A 19,071-nucleotide genomic window follows, 5' to 3' on the forward strand; every position below is an offset into this window, starting at 1 on the left:
TTGAAAAAGTGGTTGAACGATCGACAACAGCGATCGTTTGACCGCTTTTTCTTTTCCTCCAATTTTTCGTTTTTATGAAAAATAAACTGAATTTGTTGAAAAAAGAAATAACAACGTTGTTAGCTTATGGTGATTAATGGCAATAGATGGAATACATGCTTGTTACAGTGAGGGTTCTTAAAAGATACAGATAAATCGGTTTATAAAACACCATTATTAATACAGTTAAAAAACAGATAGAAGATGAGTAAAAAAGTTGCTTTTTTACGAATACTCCGCCATTATAGAAACAGTTAGTATTTAGGAAGCGTTTTTTATTCAAATAGAAAATCAATAAGCTGATTTATCTATTTTTATCAAACAGTTTGATAAGGTGTACTATTTTTCGTTGGAGGAACAGATGATTGAATTGATCAATGTAACTAAAAGCTATGAAGGCACGCAAGCGGTAAAGAATATTCATTTGACAATCGAACCAGGTGAGATCATCGGAATCGTGGGAAAAAGCGGTTCTGGTAAATCCACGTTACTTCGTTTGTTAAACTTGATGGAAGAACCTAGTAGTGGGGAAATCCTAATCGATGGTGTGGCCGTTCAAAAGTTGAACAAAAAAGAAAAAAGGCAGCAAAAACAAAAAATGGGGATGATTTTCCAAAACCATAATCTATTAGATAACTTGAAGGTCTATGAAAATGTGGCATTACCATTGAAGTTGCAAAAGAAAAAGAATCGTGAAAAAATCGATTATTTATTAAATTTTGTTGGGATGGCTCATAAAGATGCTGTATATCCAGTAAAACTATCTGGCGGTGAAAAGCAACGAGTGTCGATTGCTCGGGCGTTGACACGTGATCCAGAAATTTTATTGTGTGACGAAGCCACCAGCTCACTAGATGAAGAAAATACGGAAAGTGTGATTCGTTTATTGCATAAAGTCCATGAAGAATTCCAGCCGACAATTTTCTTTGTTAGTCACGAATTAGAAACCGTGAAAAGCTTATGCCAACGAATTTTGGTCATGGAAAATGGCGAGTTGATTGGCGAATTAAGAAATCACCCACAACGATTTACGGAAGAAAACTTGACGTATTTTGAAAAAATAAAAAGGAGCTTAGCGCAATGATTCATTCACAAAGCATGATGGAGTATTGGCCAGCGCTACTGACCAGTCTCGAAGAAACGGGCATCATGATGGCTATTTCGATGGGCGTGTCTGTGGTTGGAGGATTGCCACTAGGTTTAGGGTTGTTTTTGACGAACCCTAAAGTTCGAGGTCGTTATCCTTGGATTTATTGGACCTTGAATTTTTTAGTCACAGTGATCCGCTCTTTTCCATATCTATTATTTGTGATTGCGTTGATCCCAGTAACTCGTGCAGTATTAGGCAAAGCCTTTGGTCCTATACCAGCTTCTGTACCACTTAGTATCATTGCGATCACTATCTTTGCCCGGCTAGTTGAACAGGTCTTGCTGGATGTCTCTGACGAAACTTATGCATTGGCTAATTCATTAGGGACGACTCGCTTCCAATATATCTGGCATTTTTTACTAGTAGAAGCGAGAAGTGGTTTAGTCTTGGCGTATACGACGACGACTGTCAGTATGGTTTCCTATTCGACAGTCATGGGAGTCATTGGCGGTGGCGGAATCGGTGATTTTGCTGTTCGTGTCGGTTATCAACGCTATGAATATGGGGTCATGTATGTCGCCATTGTGATCATGATCATTTTAGTCTTTATTTTACAAATGCTGGGAAACTTTGTTGCTCAGACACTGGATAAACGAAAATAGGAGGAAGAAGAATGAAGAAGTTTTATTTGATTGGTTTCGCAATGATTGCGATCTTAACTTTAGCAGCTTGTGGAGGTCATTCAGCGGATAAAGACAAAAAGGAAATCAAAGTGGCTGTTCAGTTAGAGTCATCAAAAGATATTTTGGAGATTGCCAAAAAAGAAGCGGAGAAACAGGGTTACACCATTGATATTATGGAAGTAAGTGACAATGTGGCTTATAATGATGCCGTTCAACATGATGAAGCAGATGCCAATTTTGCACAGCATGAACCGTTTATGGAAATGTTCAATCAAGAAAAAAAAGCAGATTTAGTCGCCGTTCAACCCATTTATTATTTTGCGGGGGGCTTTTATTCCAAAAACTATAAGAATGCTGATCAATTGCCCAAAAATGCTAAAGTCGGTATTCCAAGCGATCCAACAAATGAAGGTCGAGCATTAGCGATCTTAAATAAAAATGGTGTTATCAAATTAAAGGATAACATGGGGTTCAACGGTACAGTGGCGGATATCGTTGACAATCCTAAAAATCTTCAATTTGAACGAATCGATTTATTGAATCTAGTAAAAGCCTATGATGAAAAGGACATTGCGATGGTCTTTTGTTACCCTGCTTACTTAGAACCAGCGGGCTTATCGACCAAAGATGCGATTTTACTGGAAGATGAAGCTGCCAGCAAACATTACGCTTTGCAATTGGTAACGAGAGAAGGGGAAAAAGACAGCGAGAAAATCAACGTATTGAAAAAAGCAATGACGACGAAAGAAGTCGCTGAGTATATTAAGAAAAATTCTAAAGGCGCAAATATTCCAGCTTTTTAAAAGAACGAAGTAAGTGAGAAGGAATCAACAAAACGCCTGTTTTTAACAAACGAGTAAGGGTGGCATTCGTCATCCTACTCGTTTTTTTGCTGTCATGAAAGACAAGAGTGAAGTGCTTGGATGAACCCGTTCAAAGATAGCAACAGATAAACCAAACGCTAACGATTAACTTGTTCACTATTATTTGACACTAAGTACTATTCATTGTATATTAGTGGTGCAACACAGAAATACTTACATATATCAGAAAGAAGGAATACATATGAAAATGAAAAAATTGACAGGTTTATTATTAGCGGGAATCATTCTATCCACTGGAGCCACTACTTTGGCAAGCTCACCAGATGTTTCTGCTGCAACAGTAATTTCAGAAAACCAGTATGAGAAGGTCATGAGTTTTACCAAAGCAGACTTAACAGCTGTAACGGGAATAGTGTTAGAACCAACAGAAGCGTCCATTCAGCGCATGTATGATTCATTGAAAAAAGAACGTGTTTGGTTGGCTCTTGGTTATTCTTCGACTGAAGCACAACGAATTACTAAAAGAATGGCGCAAAGTACATATCAAGCAATAGGTATTTTGACAAGTATGGCAAATAACCAAAATATCCAATTGAAAGTCGTTGTCATCAACAAACCTAATTACAGCACAATAAACATTGGGACAATTGGATCTGTCGACAAGCCAACCGTCCCAAAAGATGAACCTGAGAAAGAAGAAGACACCAACGTACCAGGCGATTCAGCGCTACGTTCATTGGTAAAAGAAATTGAAATTGAAATCGAGTATCAGAAAGAGAAAATCAAACTAGATTATGAAGTCAAGTCAAATGGCAAAATCAAAGCAGAAGTCAAAAATGAACAAACAGGTCTTAAGTTACAGGATGCAAAAGCGCAGACCTATGTCGAAACACTGTTTGTAGGACTAGATGCAAAAACAAGCAGTCAAGAAGAAATCAAAACGCATATCATGGAGCAGTTACATGCGAATCAAAAAGGGTTGAAAAAATTTGCTTTTAAAGTGAAATATGCAGATAAAACAAAAGTAGATTTCAAAATCAAGTATAAGTAGATCAGGAAAAAAGGTGTATAAGGAATAAATGGGAATGCGTTAGAGAATCAGTCTAACACAAGGTTCTCATGACTTTCTGTCCACCTTTTTCTTTTCTAGGGGGGGAAAATAAGGTAGACTCAAAATAGAGAAAAAGAAAACATGGCAGCATGGATTATGGAAGGTGAAGTTATTGGGAAAATCAAATCAATTTAAAAAAGGTGTATTGGAATTATGCGTTCTTTATTTACTGAAAAATAAGGATCGATATGGTTATGAAATTACCCAATTGGTCAACAAAAATATTCCGCTTACAGAAGGAGCGCTTTATCCAATATTGAGACGATTTGTCAAAGAAGGGTATTGTGTGACCTACCTTAAAGAATCAAAAGGAGGGCCTGCACGCAAATACTACCAAATCACTTCACTGGGACAAGAATATCTGGCAGATTTAAATAAGGAATGGATGGTGTTTGTAGAAAATGTGGCGTTGTTAAAACAGGAGGAAGATGAGAGAGCAAATGAATGATTTTTTTGAAGCGTTAGAAGGATTATTTTTAGAAAAAGACAAAGAAGCTTTTCTTGAAATAAAAGCAGATCTTTCAAGAGAAATCAAAGTAAGGATGGCAGAAGGAGAATCTTGTGAAGCGATTTTAAAAGCTCTGGGAAGTCCGCAAGAAATTGCTGAAGCTTATTATGAGGACCAACGCTTAGAAAAAGCGATGAAAGCAAAGCAAGATATAATTGCTGGCGAAGACCTGGTACGTGAATATAAATTGAAGCGTAATTCTTGCTTAAAACGTTGGATGATCAAACTAGGTAAGTTATTCTTGTTTTTGTTCCAAATTTTATTGCTAGTGACTAGTTTCTATTTTTTGATGATGGTACTATACTATCTGATTTATGAACAGGTTATGATGTGGGGAGCCGTGGCTTCGTCGTTATTTTCGGTATGTTTCGTTATTGTATTAAAGAAACCTGAGCAGGTAAGGAAAGGTCTGTTTCTAGTTTATTTTGTGGGAATAGTTAGTTTTCTATGTAACCTATTACTTGTATTCAGCCACAGCTGGGTTTATCAAGGACAATTTTTGACAAGAGACATAGAACTTAAAGCAAATGCGATTGAGTCGTTGAATGTGTCTTCCACATATCCAGTAGATATTAGTGTAATCCAACTATCCGAAAATGAAACAGCGAAAGTAGAAATCAAGGGTCATATCAGAAAGCAAGATCAAAAACAGCTATTCAGCATGAGTAGCAACAAAATGAACTTGACCATTGGACACCCAAGTTTTTTTGACTGGTCACAAAACATGGGGAAAGTTGAGATCATTTTTTATCTTCCGGAAAATACCAAACATAAATTCCTTCGTTTTAATTTAGAACAAGGAGAAGTAACATTAAATCATACATATGCAGAAAAGATTAATTTGACGATGAAAAAAGGACGAATAAGCATAACCGATGTTTATAGTAAAATGATCCAGATAAACAGCCAATCTTCCGATGTTAGCGTCCATCAATTTTTCTCTGAGCTGGCTATAAAAAATAAAGTTGGAAAAACAATTCTTTCTGATGGTCAAGGAAAAATCCGGGTAGTGACTGACAGTGGGGTAATAAAAGTTCTCTCAACGATGAGTGAAAAAATGGAATTGAATAATATCGAAGGAAAAAATATTGTTTCATCAGGAGCGATTCAACGATTGACTGCCCGTAATATGAAAGGGACTACGATTATTGAAAAACAAGCAGGAGACACATCGATAAAAAATGGCTCTGGGAAATTGGTATTGACGGATTTAACTGGTGGTTTATCAGTAGGAAATGATTCAGGGACGGTTATCGTCAGTCAGCAAGTCCCTTTAGAAGCAACAGTGAAAAGTGCTAGTGGTCATGTGAAGTGGGTGCAGTCACAAGACGTTGTTAGTCGTTTTGATTTAAGTAGTACGTTCGGGGAAATAACTAATCAGTTTAAAGAGCAGACAAAAGACGAGGCGAACACTATAAACATCTCCACTGAAAAAGGCAATATCATGGTCTTAAAAAAGGAACTTGAGGGGAAAAGCTAGATAATAGAAACAAGTGCCTGCTCCAAAAAAATCATCCGATATTTTCTGGAACAGGCACTTGTCATGTTAGCGAATAAAAAGGGGAGTGCTTACTCATCGATGATGGCCAGATGCGATACTGTTGACTAGATTAAATTGCATTACATCAGTTAGGTATCTGTTTCATCTTGTTGATCTTTTCTTCTTCCGGAGTAACAATGATCGTTTTTTGATTTTCATAAATCACATAGCCTGGTTTTGCGCCATTCGGTTTGCGCAAATGCTTGACTTGAACCAAGTCCACTGGTACTTGGGCGGAATGACGGTATTTTGAGAAATAAGCAGCTAATTCAGCGGCTTCAGTTATCGTTTCATCAGATGGCTGGTCACTTTTGATAATGACATGAGAGCCAGGGATATTTTTGGCATGGAGCCAATAGTCTGTTTTCTTCGCCGTTTTTAAGGAAAGTTGATCATTTTGAAGATTGTTTTTCCCTACCAAGATCAACGTACCATCAGTAGAAAGATATTGATCTGGCTGTGAAGGTTTCTTGCGTTTTTGTTTTTTCGAAGATTTCTTTTTTAAATAACCTTCTGCTGTCAATTCTTCTTTGATCACTTCGATATCCATAGGTCCAGCAATCTCTAATTGGGACAAGACAGATTCTAAATAATCGATCTCATTTTTGGCTTCTTCGATCTGTTTACCAATCAATTTGACGGCATTTTTTAGTTTTTGGTAGCGATGGAAATATTTTTGGGCATTTTGATTGGGCGTTAATGCTGGATCAAGCTTGATTGTGATCGGCCGATCTTCTTCATAATAATTAGGCAATGTTACTTCATTTGCGCCCCGAGGTACTTGAGCCATAAAAGTAGTTAATAGTTCGCCATCTCGACGATAATCTTCGGCATTTTCCGAATCTTTTAAGGTCTGCTCCCGTTTTTTCAGTTTATTTCTGTTTCGCTTAAGCTCGTTTTCAATCTTGCGGATGAGCTCGCCACCTTGTTGTTTGGCACGGTCTTTTTCTGCTTTTTCTTGATAAAACGCATCTAATAACGCACTGAGAGTCGGGTACATCTTTTTTTGTTGCGTATTTGAGTCAAAGAAACGATAGTTGATCGGCGTAAAATATTCTTTCTCCGCTACTTCATAAAGGCTAGGGGAGCGTTGGGTGTCGATTGCTGTGAAGAATTCTTGCCATACCAACATTTTTTCATTGGGGCGTTCTGTTAAGCGAGCTACCAATTCTTGCGCAGTATCAAAACCGATTCCTTGAAATTGTTGTTGGATTCCTTTTGGTGTCAAGTCCATTTGAGAAAGCCGATGGAAGACTTTTTCTTTTTCCTGACTAAAGGGATTCAGCTGGTTTTGTTCAGGTGGAGCAATATAGTCTACACCAGGGAAAAGGGAACGATAGGTGTTTTGTGAACTACCGATATGCTTGATCGCATCTAAGATTTTTCCTGATTCTTTATTCACTAAGATGATCGTGCTATGACGTCCCATGAGTTCCACAATTAAAATGATATTTTGGAGATCTCCTAGTTCGTCTCGTTTCGTGAAATGAAAGTGGATCACTCGGTCGTTTTCGATTTGTTCGATCGACTCCAAAATTGCCCCATCAAGATGCTTGCGTAACATCATCACAAAGTTTGGTGGTGTGTCTGGATTTTGATAGTCGATCTGAGTGATCTGGATTCGAGCATAACTAGGATGTGCAGATAAGAGCAAACGCTGATTTTTACCACGTGAGCGAATCACTAATACGACTTCATTTTCGTAAGGTTGGTGGATTTTAGAAATCCGACCAGATAATAGAGTCTCACGCAATTCATTGATCATTGCATGAGTAAAGACACCATCAAAGGACATGGTTCATTCCTCATTTCTTTTCATAAGTAGTTTCATTATAACGAAAAAAACGTAGAAAGACCAATTTACTAAGTAGTTATCAACTGATTTGATCATAAAAAGATACTGGATTGAAAAATAATCGATATTCTTTAAATGTATTTTTTTCTATCTACCTCAAACTTAGGTATAATAAAAGAAAACGAAAAAGAAGGTGATCGCTATGTGGAAAGAGATAAGTGAGACCATCAAAGTCAAATACCATCATTTTTTGGCTGATTTCGATACGCATCCACAACGCTATTTTATGCGTTTATTGTTCGTATTCCTTGTTTCACTGGTCATTACGATCACGATGTTTGTCTTTCCTAAAAATATTAGAGAAGCACAGGTGGAGAGCTTAGTCTATGCAGAAATCAATTCTCCTAAGCTTAAACCTTTGAATATCAATGAAGCCTCGCAAACAATTGAAGAAAGTAAAGCTATTTCAGTTTTGTTCAGTGTGCCAAGTGGAGAAATGTATCAAGCATTAATGGACATTTTTCATGATCCAAAAAAAATGGCGGAATTGAATCGCCCTATTTATTTTTACCCATTGGTTTATCAGGTCAATGAATTAGAACAACGCTACGATTTAAAGCAAGAGCATTTGACGGTAATCTTTTTCCAAAATGGCAAAGAAACCAATCGCTTAGTCTATAACGCAAATCAGTTAAGTGATTTCCCTACGCAGCTGATTCCCGAATTAAATCGTTTGCCATTAGCGAATATCAAGAAATTAGAAGAAGAACTTGGGAAAGAAACGCAAACGACTTCGACAAATACTCAACTGGGAACAGATCTTAATGCTGGAAATAAGACGGAATAAAAAAACAGTTGACGAACATGCTAAATTCGATTAGACTTAGATTAATTATTAAGGAAAGGGTGATCCACAATGAACTTATCAAACCAATTTTTAGCAGGAACAATTCAAGCTTGGCGTAACTGGCGTAGATAAGTTGTATTGATGGCGAACTTTGACCGTAGATACAACTTTTTAGAGTACAAATCTAAAATTTGTATCTATGCTGGACAAGAAATTTGACTACCGCATAGATTCGATCTATGCGGTTTTTTGTATGTAAGAAGACAATTACCGTTGGGGTGATTGTCTTTTTTTGTCAGTTCGTGTCAGAAACCAGACTTGAATAATGATGATTAAAGGAATGAGGGGGAAGAAAAATGAAAAATAAACGTTTGATCACAGTTGTTGCACTTATTATGCTTTACTTAGTAGGAACCTTTATTTATGAAAAAATAACGCCTGCTTCTACTGAATCGAAACCAAAAGAAACGGATCAAACTGTTTCCGTTGGGGTTTTGCAATATGTGAGCCATCCGGCATTAGATGAAATTTACCGTGGGATCAAAGACGGTCTCGAACAATCAGGGCTTGAGGAAGGAAAAAATTTAACGATCTCCTTTCAAAACGGGCAAGCAGATCAAAGTAAATTAGCCACTATGAGTCAACAATTAGTACAAGCTGACCCAGATGTCCTAGTAGGGATCGCTACTCCGGCTGCTCAGTCTTTAGCTAATGTAACGAATACGATTCCACTAGTCTTAGGTGCGGTCACAGATCCAGTTGGTGCCGGCTTAGTGAAGTCTTTAAAAGAACCAGGTGGAAACATCACAGGCGTATCTGATCAGCCTCCTGTTGAAGCGCAAATCAAGTTAGGTGCTGAATTGTTGCCGAATGCGAAGAAAGTCGGGATTTTATACGCTTCTTCAGAAGATAATTCCAAATACCAAGTAAGCCAAGCAGAAAAAGCGATTCAAAAAGCAGGTTTGACTTCAGTAAAATATGCTGTACCTTCTACGAATGAAATCGCCCAAACTGTCCAAGTGATGAGTCAACAAGTGGATTTCATTTATGTTCCTTTAGACAATACAATTGCTAATGCTATGCAGACAGTGGTAAAAGAAGCCGATAAAGCGAAGATCCCAGTGATCCCTTCAGTTGATTCAATGGTCGAACAAGGTGGCTTGGCAACTATTGGGATCAATCAATATGATTTAGGTGTTCAAAGTGGGAAAATGGCGGCGATGCTTGCACTAGGAAAAGAAAAACCAGCAACGACACCTGTTTACGTCTTTGATAAAGGCGATGTCATCATCAATGAAAAACAGGCGGAAAAATTAGGGATCACGATTCCTGATTCTATAAAGCAAGAAGCTAAAAATGTTTCAGAAGAACCGAAAGACGAGGGGGATGAACAATGATCGTATCAGCAATTTCACAAGGGATGTTATGGGCAATCTTAGGATTAGGAATCTTTATGACTTATCGGATTTTGGATTTTCCTGATATGACGACTGAAGGATCATTTCCATTAGGTGGAGCAGTTTGTGTGACAGCTATCACTCATGGGATCTCACCAGTTTTAGCAACACTGCTTGGCGTGGGTGCAGGCATGCTTGCCGGACTAGTTACGGGGCTGTTGTATACCAAAGGAAAGATCCCCGTGATCCTTGCCGGAATCTTAGTCATGTCTGGATTAAACTCGGTGATTTTATTCGTGATGCGCACACCAAATCTTTCTTTATTGAATCATTCGATTTTACAAGATACGTTCAATGGTCTTCATTTACCTGACTATTTTGATACCGTGTTACTTGGCTTGCTTGCATTAAGTCTCTTGATTGGTGTCTTACTGTTCTTTTTCAATACCGATTTAGGTCAAGGGTATATCGCGACAGGAGACAACGAAACGATGGCTCGTTCCTTAGGGATCAAAACAGATCGAATGAAAATCTTAGGATTGACTCTTTCAAATGGTGTTATTGCTTTATCAGGTGCATTGATTGCACAAAATGATGGGTATGCCGATGTCAATAAAGGAATTGGTGTCATCGTGATCGGGCTAGCTTCTATCATTATTGGAGAAGTGATTTTCCACGAATTAACGTTAGCAGAACGCTTGATTGCCATTGTCGTGGGAAGCATCATCTATCAATTATTGATCCTGATCGTCATTAAACTTGGGTTTGACACAACATATCTCAAACTCTTCTCCGCTATTATTTTAGCCATTTGTTTGATGATTCCTCAGTTAAAACAAGCATTGAAACTTAAAACCGGTTTTGAGAAGGAGGTTTGACCATGACAGCGATCATCACAATTAAAAATGGAAAAAAAGTCGTTAGCAATGGAATGAATGAAGAAAAAGTATTATTAGATGGAATTGATTTGACAATCAATAAAGGCGATTTTATTACGGTCCTTGGTGGAAATGGTGCGGGAAAAAGTACGCTGTTCAACACGATCGCAGGAACATTACAATTAAGTCAAGGATCAATCGCTTTTAAAGAGCGGAATATCACGAAAGAAACAGAAGAAAAACGGGCTTCTTTTCTTTCTCGAGTGTTCCAAGATCCTAAGATGGGCACAGCTCCAAGGATGACAGTAGCAGAGAACTTGCTTTTGGCTCAAAAAAGAGGAAAGAAAAGACCCCTTCGTCTCCGTAACCTAAAGAACCAAAGAGAAAAATTTTATCAATTGTGTCAAGAAGTTGGAAATGGGTTGGAGCAGCATTTAGATACGCCAGCTGGGGAATTATCAGGAGGGCAACGCCAAGCATTGAGTTTGTTGATGGCGACCATTGAAGCGCCTGAGTTGCTGCTATTAGATGAACATACAGCAGCGCTCGATCCTAAAACTGCCAAATCATTGATGCAATTAACCAATCGCAGGATTACTGAACAACACTTGACTTGCTTGATGATCACCCACCGGATGGAAGATGCCTTGAATTATGGGAATCGTCTGATCGTTTTACAAAAAGGACGAATCGTGAAAGATTTGTCTAAAGAAGAAAAAGAGCAATTGTCACTAGCGGATCTATTACAATTTTTTGAAGAAGTGTTAGATTAGTTTTTGATTACTGACTGCTTTTCCTTCTACTTATGCCTAGTATGCCTATAGTAGATTGATTTGTTTTAAATGAATGAGAAAGAGGCCCCGCTTGTTTGACAATCATGTTGACAAGTTTCTCATACCTCCTTTAAACTTAGAAAGACTCGTCAATCATAGACATAAGAAAAAGCACAAGAAACAGAACTAAACAATCGACCATCTGATGTCTCGTGTCATGTTTACGAGGATTGGATGGTTGTTTTATTTTATAAGGAGGAAAAAGATGATCTCTGGTAAAACAAAACTCACAGGCTTTTTTGCAAAGCCTGCTTCTCATAGTCTTTCACCGCTCATGCACAATCTGGCATTTTCACATTGGGGTATTGATGCCGTTTATCTGGCTTTTGAGGTAGATCAAACGAACCTAAGACAAGCCGTTGAGAGTATCCGCACATTAGATATGTTGGGCGTAAATGTTTCAATGCCGAATAAAACGGCTGTCTTGGCATACCTTGATCAGTTAAGCCCTGAAGCGGAATTGATCGGAGCGGTCAACACGATCGTTCACCAGGAGCAACGTTTGATTGGCTACAATACAGATGGTATGGGATTTGTACGTTCCGTCAACGAAACGGGGCATCCAATCAAAAATCAAAAAATCGTTGTTCTGGGAGCAGGTGGTGCAGCAAAAGCAATTGTCGTACAAATGGCACTAGAAGGCGCACAAGAAATCACGATCTACAAACGTTTGAATGCCACTTTTTTACCACTAAAAGAGTATTTTGCGAAAGTCTCTGAGAAAACAGGTTGTCCCATCCGATTACATGATTATGCGGACGAAAGTCAACTGGCATTAGATTTGAGTCAGGCGAATCTATTGATCAACGCAACTGATATCGGAATGGGAAGCAAGAAAGACCAATTACCGATTGCTGATGTAAAGTTGTTGCATTCGCAATTAGCCGTCTTTGACTTGATCTACTCCCCTAGTGAGACACGTTTGATCCAAGAAGCCAAAAAAATGGGAATCAAAGCCTATAATGGTTTAGGTATGTTGATTCATCAAGGAGCAATTGCTTTTGAACTGTGGACACATCGAGAAATGCCAGTCCAGAACATACGAGAACGATTAGAACAAGAAGTGTGACGAGCTTTACGTGTAATGGCTTGTCTCATTTCGTTATTTTTTATTAAATTGTGGTTCAAATAGCTGTTTTTATCACGAAGATAGCGTATCCTTTATTTACTTGTACAGATAGCAGGGAGGAAACAAAATGAGTCGGATGGATCGTTATAAGAACATCCATAAAAAAGCAAAACCATTAAAAAAAGAATCAACCGGTTTTTTTAGACGTGAACGTCAAAAGGACAAAGCGTTGAATGATTTAAGAGATGAAGCTACTCGGATCTATCAACCTGATCAGGATTCTTCTTATTCTTCCAGAGAAGGACAAGCTAATGACTATCAAACCCCTTATTCCTATGCAAAAGCTGGAAACAAAAAAGGATTTAATCAAACGAAGAAAAGCTTTTTTAAGAGGAAGAAAGAGCCAAAAGAAGTTCGTCCAAAAAAGAAACGTTCGTGGGGGAAAATCATTCTAGGCATTATCCTATTTTTATTCTTATTTTCAGTCATTTCCTTTTTTGTCGGGAAATCCATGGCAGAACATGATACCAGTTTGCCGAGTGTTACAACGGAATCATTTGATGGTGTACAGTCTTCGAATGGCGCACATAATATTCTGATATTAGGTAGTGACACGAGAGGTGAGGATGCTGGTCGTGCAGATACGATCATGGTGTTACAGTTAGATGGACCTGCTCATAAACCAAAATTGATCTCATTTATGCGTGATAGTTTTGTAACAATTCCAGGAGTTGGTCAAAATAAGATCAATGCAGCTTATGCTTATGGCGGTGCTGATCTGGTCCGTCAAACCATCAAAGAAAATTTTGGACTTGATTGCCAGTATTACGCAAAAGTCGATTTTAAATCGTTTGAAAAAGTGGTCGATGCATTGTTTATGAATGGTATCAAGATCGATGCAGAGAAAGATTTGAATCTGGATGGTGTTGATATCAAAAAAGGTGTCCAAAAAATGGATGGTCATACACTTTTACAGTATGCACGTTTTAGAAAAGACGAAGAAGGTGATTTTGGTCGAGTAAGACGGCAACAACAAGTCATGAATACGATTTTTAGTCAGCTAAAAAATCCCCTAAACTTGATTCGTGCCCCTTACGCTGCCGGAAAAGCCATTGGTTATACCTCAACGGATGTTTCATCATTGTTTATTATCAAAAATCTCTTGTCGATTGCTCGAGGTGTCGGTGGTGTGGATCGCTTAAGTGTGCCTGTTGAAGGTTCATGGAACTTCGGAAACAGCAGTTATGCCGGAAGTATTTTGGTGATCGACAACAACGCGAATCGCGCAGCAATCAGTGATTTTTTAAGTAAATAAATGGAAGAAAAGAAATAGGAAGTTACTCTCTGTAATCATCTATTTCACTTCGTTTAGGTAAAAGTCCTCCATTTTTAATAGGTGGACGATGCAACACTTTGGATTTTCACCAATTGTAAAAGCTAAGTTCATAAAACGACTGTTAGACAAGGGTCTTCAGTCGTTTTTTTCTTTTGAAAAAATAGTTTTTGGGTTGTCATATGCGAATGTTTGTTCCATAATAAAGAAGTCTGTTCTAAGACTGAGAATCATGGAGGGGATAAAATGAAAACTGTTATACTGGCTGAAAAACCTTCCCAAGCAAAAGCTTATGCTGAAACATTTAAGAAACGAATACGTCACGAAGGGTATTATGAGATCGTTGATCCGTTGTTTAGTGGGGAAGTAACGATTACTTATGGATTCGGTCACTTAGTGGACATGGTCCCTCCTGGTGCATATGAAGAACGCTGGAGTAAATGGTCCTTGGCTAACTTACCAATTTTCCCAGAAACCTTCCGCTATGAAGTGCCGAAAGAAAAACAAGCACAATTTTCAATCGTCAAAAAGGAATTACAATCAGCAGATACGATCATTATCGCCACAGACGGAGACCGTGAAGGAGAAGCCATTGCTTGGTCGATTATCATTCAAGCACAAGCCTTCTCCAAAAGCAAAAAGTATCAGCGTTTGTGGATCAATTCGCTGGAAAAAGAGGCGATTTATGAAGGCTTTAAAAACCTTCGTCCAGGCGAGAGCTATTTTCCTAAATATAAAGAAGCGAAAGCTAGACAGAATGCGGATTGGTTGATCGGGATGAACGGGAGCCCCTTATACAGTCTCTTACTGCAACAAAAAGGGATCGATGGCAGCTTTTCTTTAGGACGTGTCCAAACGCCAACCTTATATATGATCTATCAGTTACAAGAAACGATTAAAAACTTCAAAAAAGAACCATACTATGAAATAGAAGCGACGATCAGTTGTGATGATGGTCGGTTTACAGGGAAAATCGATCCCAAGCAGAATTTTAAAACCCTCGAAGCACTACATCAAGCAATTGAAAAATCAGGCGCGCATCTAGGGAAGCAATCAGGACAGATCTTGTCGGTGATTAAAAAAGAAAAACAACTAAGTAGTCCACGTTTATTTTCTTTATCTAGCCTCCAGACAAAAATGAACCAATTGATGAAGGTGAGTGCCAAAGCGACATTAGATGCTGCCCAAGGGCTCTACGAAAAGAAATTTTTAAGCTATCCTCGGACAGATTCTACTTACATTACTGAAAATGAACATCACTACTTGGTGAAAAACCTAGTACGTTATAAAGATTTTTTAGGGATCAGCAGCGTAGAGACTCCTGAAACATGGTCGAAAAAAAGATATGTTGATGCGACAAAAGTCCAAGAACACCATGCAATTATTCCAACAAAAACGATACCTTCCAAGGAACGTTTTGCGCAATTATCACGTCTGCAACAAGCCATCTATTTACAAGTAGCGAAAACGACTATGGCAATGTTTGCCGAAAATTATGTATATGAAGAAACAACGATTTATACTGGTGTCCAAGAACTTCGCTTAAAAAGTACAGGGAAAATCCCAATCAAAAAAGGGTGGCAAATGATCTTGGCAACCAAAAGCAAGCAGGAAGAAGTCCAAGTATTACCAGATGTGGTAAAAGGTCAGGTGGTCGGCGTTGATCTGAAAAGTATTCAAAAAGAAACACAACCACCAAAACCATACAATGAGGGAACACTGATCACTGCGATGAAAACGGCAGGGAAAACATTGGATGATGAAGAAGCACAAGAAATCTTAAAAGAAGTTGAGGGAATCGGAACAGAAGCGACTCGGGCCAATATTATTGAAAATCTAAAGCAACGTCACTATATCGAGGTCACTAAAAATGAAATCACTGTTACGGCTAAAGGAATCACTCTTTGTAAAGCGGTCGCTCAAGAACCTTTGTTGACTAGTGCGGAAATGACTGCTCAGTGGGAAGGATACCTCAAAAAGATCGGTAACAATGAGGGCACACCCGAAGTCTTTTTAGCAAATATCAAAAAATTCATCCTTCATTTACTCGAATCCGTGCCAAAACAACTGACTTCAGTCGATTTATCTGAAGAAATCACTGGAACGCGCCAAATCAAAGCGCTGGAGAAGAAAAATGATCAACTAGGCAGATGTCCAAAGTGTAAACAAGGGATCGTCATGTTGTATCCAAAAGTAGCAACTTGTACCAATGCTTCTTGTGATTTTAAACTTTGGCCAACGATTGCAAAGAAGAAGCTGACGAAAACGATGATGCGGGAATTATTGTCTAAAGGTAAGACTAGTAAAGTAGTTAAAGGGTTGACTGGCAAAAAAGGGAAGTTTGATGCGGTACTAGAACTAAAAGCAGATTATTCGATCGGTTTTTCTTTTCCGTGGATGGAAAAATCAGGAGAAAAAAATAAAGAAGAAAAATAATTATTCCGAAAAGTGTTGGTTTATTTATCCAAAAATAACATGCGATTTATAAATAAGGAGTTTAAACGTTTGAAAAAAGTTCATTCATTGTTAAATTATTTGATGGGAACGATCACGATCGTTGCTGTTTATCAAGCATTATTGAAATATCCAGAATATGGTACGAAATTATTGTCTATCACGAAAGACCCTACGGCTTACTCACCTACACTGCTACTATCAACACTAACAGCTGGAGCGAAAAGTGCCACATACTTTTTACACAAAACAAGTAGTCTATTGAAACGAAAGAAACAACGTAAGCAATTACTGATGGTCATCGCAGCACTAGTAATCATTTACTTTCTACCCGTATTGACACAATTATGGCATCAGTATTTTGGTTGATTACCGGAAATAAACCACATTCACAGCTATAATAGAGCTTGATGATTCACTTTTAAATTTCTTTATCATAAAAGTATCATGATAAATTAGTAAAATATATAACTAAAGATCTTAGAACACATTTGTGTTTTAAGATCTTTTTTTATTGGAAATGCTAGGTTAAGTCCGTTTATTATCAAGGAATTAAGCTCACTTACTTATAACAATAGTGAATATGTCGGTTATTGATTTGTTAGTGATTATAAGATTTGAACATTAGATGTTTAAGAATGAAAATTGTCGTTTTAGACAAGTTAACAGCTAAAGCTCGAAGAAGTGGGTACGACAATTCAAAAATATTAGAGAATAACAAGTTATTTCTTGTGGTGCTTTTTATTTCTATTTATGGAAATTAATGGATTATTTCTCACTAATAATAATTATAAAATAAAAGCGCATTAAAAAATCTTTTGTTTCGACAAAATCTTATATGCCAGATATTTAATAAGGTTAAGAACTAAACAAATGATTATTTTTTTATGCAAAAAATAACATAAATAGGAAGGTGCAATCATTATGCCGGAAACAAATAATCAAATCGAGGGTTCAACGTTAACGAATGATCAGGAGCTGTATGAACATCTGAATTTTTCTGAAGAAGAAATCGAAACAGATCAACAACAAAAAATAGGTGAACGTATTGATGTGAATGATCATATATTGTTGGATGGTATGATTTCAAACCATCAAAATGAGTTCTCTAAATTGCCCGATGATATAAAAATACCAAGCGAAAAAATACGTAATATTCATGATGATAATCCAATGAATAAACTACTATGCTTACACAAAGGCAAACTCTATTATATTGAAAATTTGGACCCACAAAAAGGAGAAAAAAAGCTTATGTAATTGCTGAGGAAGTATGGTATGGAGATAAACGATTGTTCCAAGCGAGCATTCAGCATAACATCAACCAAACCTTAATTAATTTTACTAAGATGACAAAAAATAAGAAAAATGGTACTCGCACGTTACTTGCTAGTCCAAGTTTAGTGTACAATATTATCAAGAATAATGAAATTTTCGAAAATGCAAAAGAAACTCAGGGGATAGCTCGTACAGTAGCACAACCAGATCCAACATATATTGGTGAGCGTCTTAAGATAGGGACCCCTGAATATGGCACTAGGGATCCGGAAATGAAAGTTCAATTAATGTTGCATGAAGATAAGCTCTATCAAATTGACCGCCAAAATAAACAGTCAAAACTACTCGCAGATAACGTAAAATTTCAAGATGGAACAATCTATAAGAGAAATGAGCAAGGGCTAAGAATGGTGCTATTCAGACCTAATACTCTTAAAGAGTCTCACAATATAGGTTTGATAAAATCATTTTTTACTAAAGAAAAAAGAGAAAAAACTCAAACGAAGTATGTAAGAGCTGATACCCTAGAGAACATCAATCAGCGATTACAATATTTTAAAAATATGGAGAAGAAGGAACAGATAGAAAGTAAACCTTGGCCTGAGGTGGATGTTGATAGCATATCATCGTTAAAGAAGTTAACAATAGTAAAAGATCCAAACCTTCACAACGATAAAGACCTAATCTATTATGATTACGACAAAAGTGCTCTTTATAAGTTAGAGATTAACGATCGTGGGAAAGTCCAAAAAGCTTATTTGCTTACTAATAAACACCTTGATAAACAACTTCATAAAAGCGAACTTGCATTAAACGATATCAATAAAAGTATAAAATTGAATTTATTTCCTGTACCAAAGTTGTTTTCCGGATTGGTGTGGACACAAAAAGGGGAAATAGAAAAGAAAGTGGCGCATTTTATTGAATTCCAAAAAATGATTACTCATGAAAATAGAAACAAAGATGTATATACACTTTTGTTGAAAGATACCAATTTGTATTTAGTTGATCATAGATCAAAGGTGGCTATGAATGTTGCCGCTAATGTCAATTTTGAAGATGGTAAGATCAAATCAGATAATAAAATACTCTTATCCAACTTATCGCATAATGAAAATATGAAATGGCCAATATCTTCATACAAAGCTTCTAAAATTTTTGAAATAGCAAAAATAAACCAATCGAGGAACATCGTTCAAACAAGAAACTCTTTAGAAGGTTTAACAATGCACGCACAAAACTTCACTAAAACTGAAAAAAATGTTCAAAACCAAACTCAATCCCTTACTAAAAATAGTCCAAAAAAGACACGTATGGCTCCGACTCTTTCCGACAGACCTGTGGGAACGTCTAGATAAAATGATTATAGTATTCGGATTTATTGCATTATAA

17 protein-coding genes are annotated in these 19,071 nt (G+C 37.3%); 16 read left to right on the forward strand and 1 reads right to left on the reverse strand.

Annotation, left to right across the window (positions count from 1 at the left end; translation table 11 throughout):
• Positions 1–400 precede the first annotated feature (400 nt).
• From AB5M32_RS02390 to AB5M32_RS02415, 6 genes are all read left to right on the forward strand, one after another.
• Positions 401–1,123, forward strand: coding sequence for an ATP-binding cassette domain-containing protein (locus tag AB5M32_RS02390; RefSeq protein ID WP_178286288.1), 723 nt, complete (start codon positions 401–403; stop codon positions 1,121–1,123).
• Positions 1,120–1,791, forward strand: coding sequence for a methionine ABC transporter permease (locus AB5M32_RS02395; RefSeq protein WP_178286286.1), 672 nt, complete (start codon positions 1,120–1,122; stop codon positions 1,789–1,791). The genes AB5M32_RS02390 and AB5M32_RS02395 overlap by 4 nt, the downstream gene beginning before the upstream one ends.
• A gap of 11 nt (positions 1,792–1,802) precedes the next feature.
• On the forward strand, positions 1,803–2,615 hold the full coding sequence (locus AB5M32_RS02400) for a MetQ/NlpA family ABC transporter substrate-binding protein (RefSeq protein WP_161637818.1): 813 nt from the start codon (positions 1,803–1,805) through the stop codon (positions 2,613–2,615).
• Between the two features lie 262 nt (positions 2,616–2,877).
• Positions 2,878–3,687 (forward strand): YusW family protein, encoded by an 810-nt coding sequence (locus tag AB5M32_RS02405; RefSeq protein WP_178286284.1) that lies wholly within the window; start codon positions 2,878–2,880, stop codon positions 3,685–3,687.
• A 172-nt stretch (positions 3,688–3,859) separates the two neighbouring features.
• Positions 3,860–4,195, forward strand: a complete 336-nt coding sequence (locus AB5M32_RS02410; RefSeq protein ID WP_034697908.1) for a PadR family transcriptional regulator — start codon at positions 3,860–3,862, stop codon at positions 4,193–4,195.
• On the forward strand, positions 4,176–5,735 hold the full coding sequence (locus AB5M32_RS02415) for a DUF4097 family beta strand repeat-containing protein (RefSeq protein ID WP_178286282.1): 1,560 nt from the start codon (positions 4,176–4,178) through the stop codon (positions 5,733–5,735). Before AB5M32_RS02410 ends, AB5M32_RS02415 begins: the two co-directional genes overlap by 20 nt.
• A 145-nt stretch (positions 5,736–5,880) precedes the next feature.
• Here the strand turns inward: AB5M32_RS02415 and efbA are convergent, their stop codons facing one another.
• Entirely contained in the window at positions 5,881–7,590 is a 1,710-nt protein-coding gene (gene efbA / locus AB5M32_RS02420) for a fibronectin-binding protein EfbA (RefSeq protein ID WP_178286280.1), read from the reverse strand.
• 202 nt (positions 7,591–7,792) lie between these two features.
• Here efbA and AB5M32_RS02425 point away from each other — a divergent pair, with 202 nt between their 5' ends.
• The 10 genes from AB5M32_RS02425 (at position 7,793) to AB5M32_RS02470 (ending at position 19,037) form a co-directional block, all read left to right on the forward strand.
• Complete coding sequence (locus tag AB5M32_RS02425; RefSeq protein WP_126343964.1) at positions 7,793–8,437, forward strand: hypothetical protein; 645 nt, start codon at positions 7,793–7,795, stop codon at positions 8,435–8,437.
• Between the two features lie 356 nt (positions 8,438–8,793).
• Positions 8,794–9,834, forward strand: coding sequence for a tryptophan ABC transporter substrate-binding protein (trpX, locus tag AB5M32_RS02430; protein WP_034697916.1), 1,041 nt, complete (start codon positions 8,794–8,796; stop codon positions 9,832–9,834).
• A complete protein-coding gene (locus AB5M32_RS02435; RefSeq protein ID WP_010737553.1) occupies positions 9,831–10,712 on the forward strand; it encodes an ABC transporter permease in 882 nt (293 codons plus the stop codon). The genes trpX and AB5M32_RS02435 overlap by 4 nt, the downstream gene beginning before the upstream one ends.
• Positions 10,713–10,714: 2 nt before the next feature.
• Positions 10,715–11,485, forward strand: a complete 771-nt coding sequence (locus tag AB5M32_RS02440; protein WP_010719188.1) for an ABC transporter ATP-binding protein — start codon at positions 10,715–10,717, stop codon at positions 11,483–11,485.
• A gap of 265 nt (positions 11,486–11,750) precedes the next feature.
• On the forward strand, positions 11,751–12,614 hold the full coding sequence (locus AB5M32_RS02445; protein ID WP_063627093.1) for a shikimate dehydrogenase: 864 nt from the start codon (positions 11,751–11,753) through the stop codon (positions 12,612–12,614).
• Between the two features lie 127 nt (positions 12,615–12,741).
• Positions 12,742–13,929 carry an LCP family protein gene (locus AB5M32_RS02450; RefSeq protein WP_368024270.1) on the forward strand — a complete coding sequence of 396 codons (1,188 nt, stop codon included), beginning with the start codon at positions 12,742–12,744 and terminating at the stop codon, positions 13,927–13,929.
• 264 nt (positions 13,930–14,193) lie between these two features.
• Positions 14,194–16,383 (forward strand): type IA DNA topoisomerase, encoded by a 2,190-nt coding sequence (gene topB / locus AB5M32_RS02455; RefSeq protein ID WP_178286278.1) that lies wholly within the window; start codon positions 14,194–14,196, stop codon positions 16,381–16,383.
• Between the two features lie 102 nt (positions 16,384–16,485).
• Positions 16,486–16,770 carry a hypothetical protein gene (locus AB5M32_RS02460; RefSeq protein ID WP_174270245.1) on the forward strand — a complete coding sequence of 95 codons (285 nt, stop codon included), beginning with the start codon at positions 16,486–16,488 and terminating at the stop codon, positions 16,768–16,770.
• 555 nt (positions 16,771–17,325) lie between these two features.
• Complete coding sequence (locus AB5M32_RS02465; protein WP_240187933.1) at positions 17,326–17,661, forward strand: hypothetical protein; 336 nt, start codon at positions 17,326–17,328, stop codon at positions 17,659–17,661.
• Positions 17,662–17,693: 32 nt separating this feature from the next.
• Complete coding sequence (locus tag AB5M32_RS02470; protein ID WP_368024271.1) at positions 17,694–19,037, forward strand: hypothetical protein; 1,344 nt, start codon at positions 17,694–17,696, stop codon at positions 19,035–19,037.
• Positions 19,038–19,071 lie beyond the last annotated feature (34 nt).

The organism is Enterococcus sp. C57, from assembly GCF_040887305.1.
GTDB lineage: Bacteria > Bacillota > Bacilli > Lactobacillales > Enterococcaceae > Enterococcus_B > Enterococcus_B hirae.

What these genes read in the sequence shown, in the direction of transcription:
- AB5M32_RS02465 (WP_240187933.1), top strand. Translation starts at nt 17,326, where the DNA reads ATGCCGGAAACAAATAATCAAATCGAGGGTTCAACGTTAACGAATGAT.
- AB5M32_RS02395 (WP_178286286.1), top strand. Translation starts at nt 1,120, where the DNA reads ATGATTCATTCACAAAGCATGATGGAGTATTGGCCAGCGCTACTGACC.
- AB5M32_RS02405 (WP_178286284.1), top strand. Translation starts at nt 2,878, where the DNA reads ATGAAAATGAAAAAATTGACAGGTTTATTATTAGCGGGAATCATTCTA.
- AB5M32_RS02415 (WP_178286282.1), top strand. Translation starts at nt 4,176, where the DNA reads ATGAGAGAGCAAATGAATGATTTTTTTGAAGCGTTAGAAGGATTATTT.
- AB5M32_RS02445 (WP_063627093.1), top strand. Translation starts at nt 11,751, where the DNA reads ATGATCTCTGGTAAAACAAAACTCACAGGCTTTTTTGCAAAGCCTGCT.
- topB (WP_178286278.1), top strand. Translation starts at nt 14,194, where the DNA reads ATGAAAACTGTTATACTGGCTGAAAAACCTTCCCAAGCAAAAGCTTAT.
- AB5M32_RS02435 (WP_010737553.1), top strand. Translation starts at nt 9,831, where the DNA reads ATGATCGTATCAGCAATTTCACAAGGGATGTTATGGGCAATCTTAGGA.
- AB5M32_RS02425 (WP_126343964.1), top strand. Translation starts at nt 7,793, where the DNA reads ATGTGGAAAGAGATAAGTGAGACCATCAAAGTCAAATACCATCATTTT.
- AB5M32_RS02440 (WP_010719188.1), top strand. Translation starts at nt 10,715, where the DNA reads ATGACAGCGATCATCACAATTAAAAATGGAAAAAAAGTCGTTAGCAAT.
- AB5M32_RS02460 (WP_174270245.1), top strand. Translation starts at nt 16,486, where the DNA reads ATGGGAACGATCACGATCGTTGCTGTTTATCAAGCATTATTGAAATAT.
- efbA (WP_178286280.1), bottom strand. Translation starts at nt 7,590, where the DNA reads ATGTCCTTTGATGGTGTCTTTACTCATGCAATGATCAATGAATTGCGT.
- AB5M32_RS02450 (WP_368024270.1), top strand. Translation starts at nt 12,742, where the DNA reads ATGAGTCGGATGGATCGTTATAAGAACATCCATAAAAAAGCAAAACCA.
- AB5M32_RS02400 (WP_161637818.1), top strand. Translation starts at nt 1,803, where the DNA reads ATGAAGAAGTTTTATTTGATTGGTTTCGCAATGATTGCGATCTTAACT.
- trpX (WP_034697916.1), top strand. Translation starts at nt 8,794, where the DNA reads ATGAAAAATAAACGTTTGATCACAGTTGTTGCACTTATTATGCTTTAC.
- AB5M32_RS02390 (WP_178286288.1), top strand. Translation starts at nt 401, where the DNA reads ATGATTGAATTGATCAATGTAACTAAAAGCTATGAAGGCACGCAAGCG.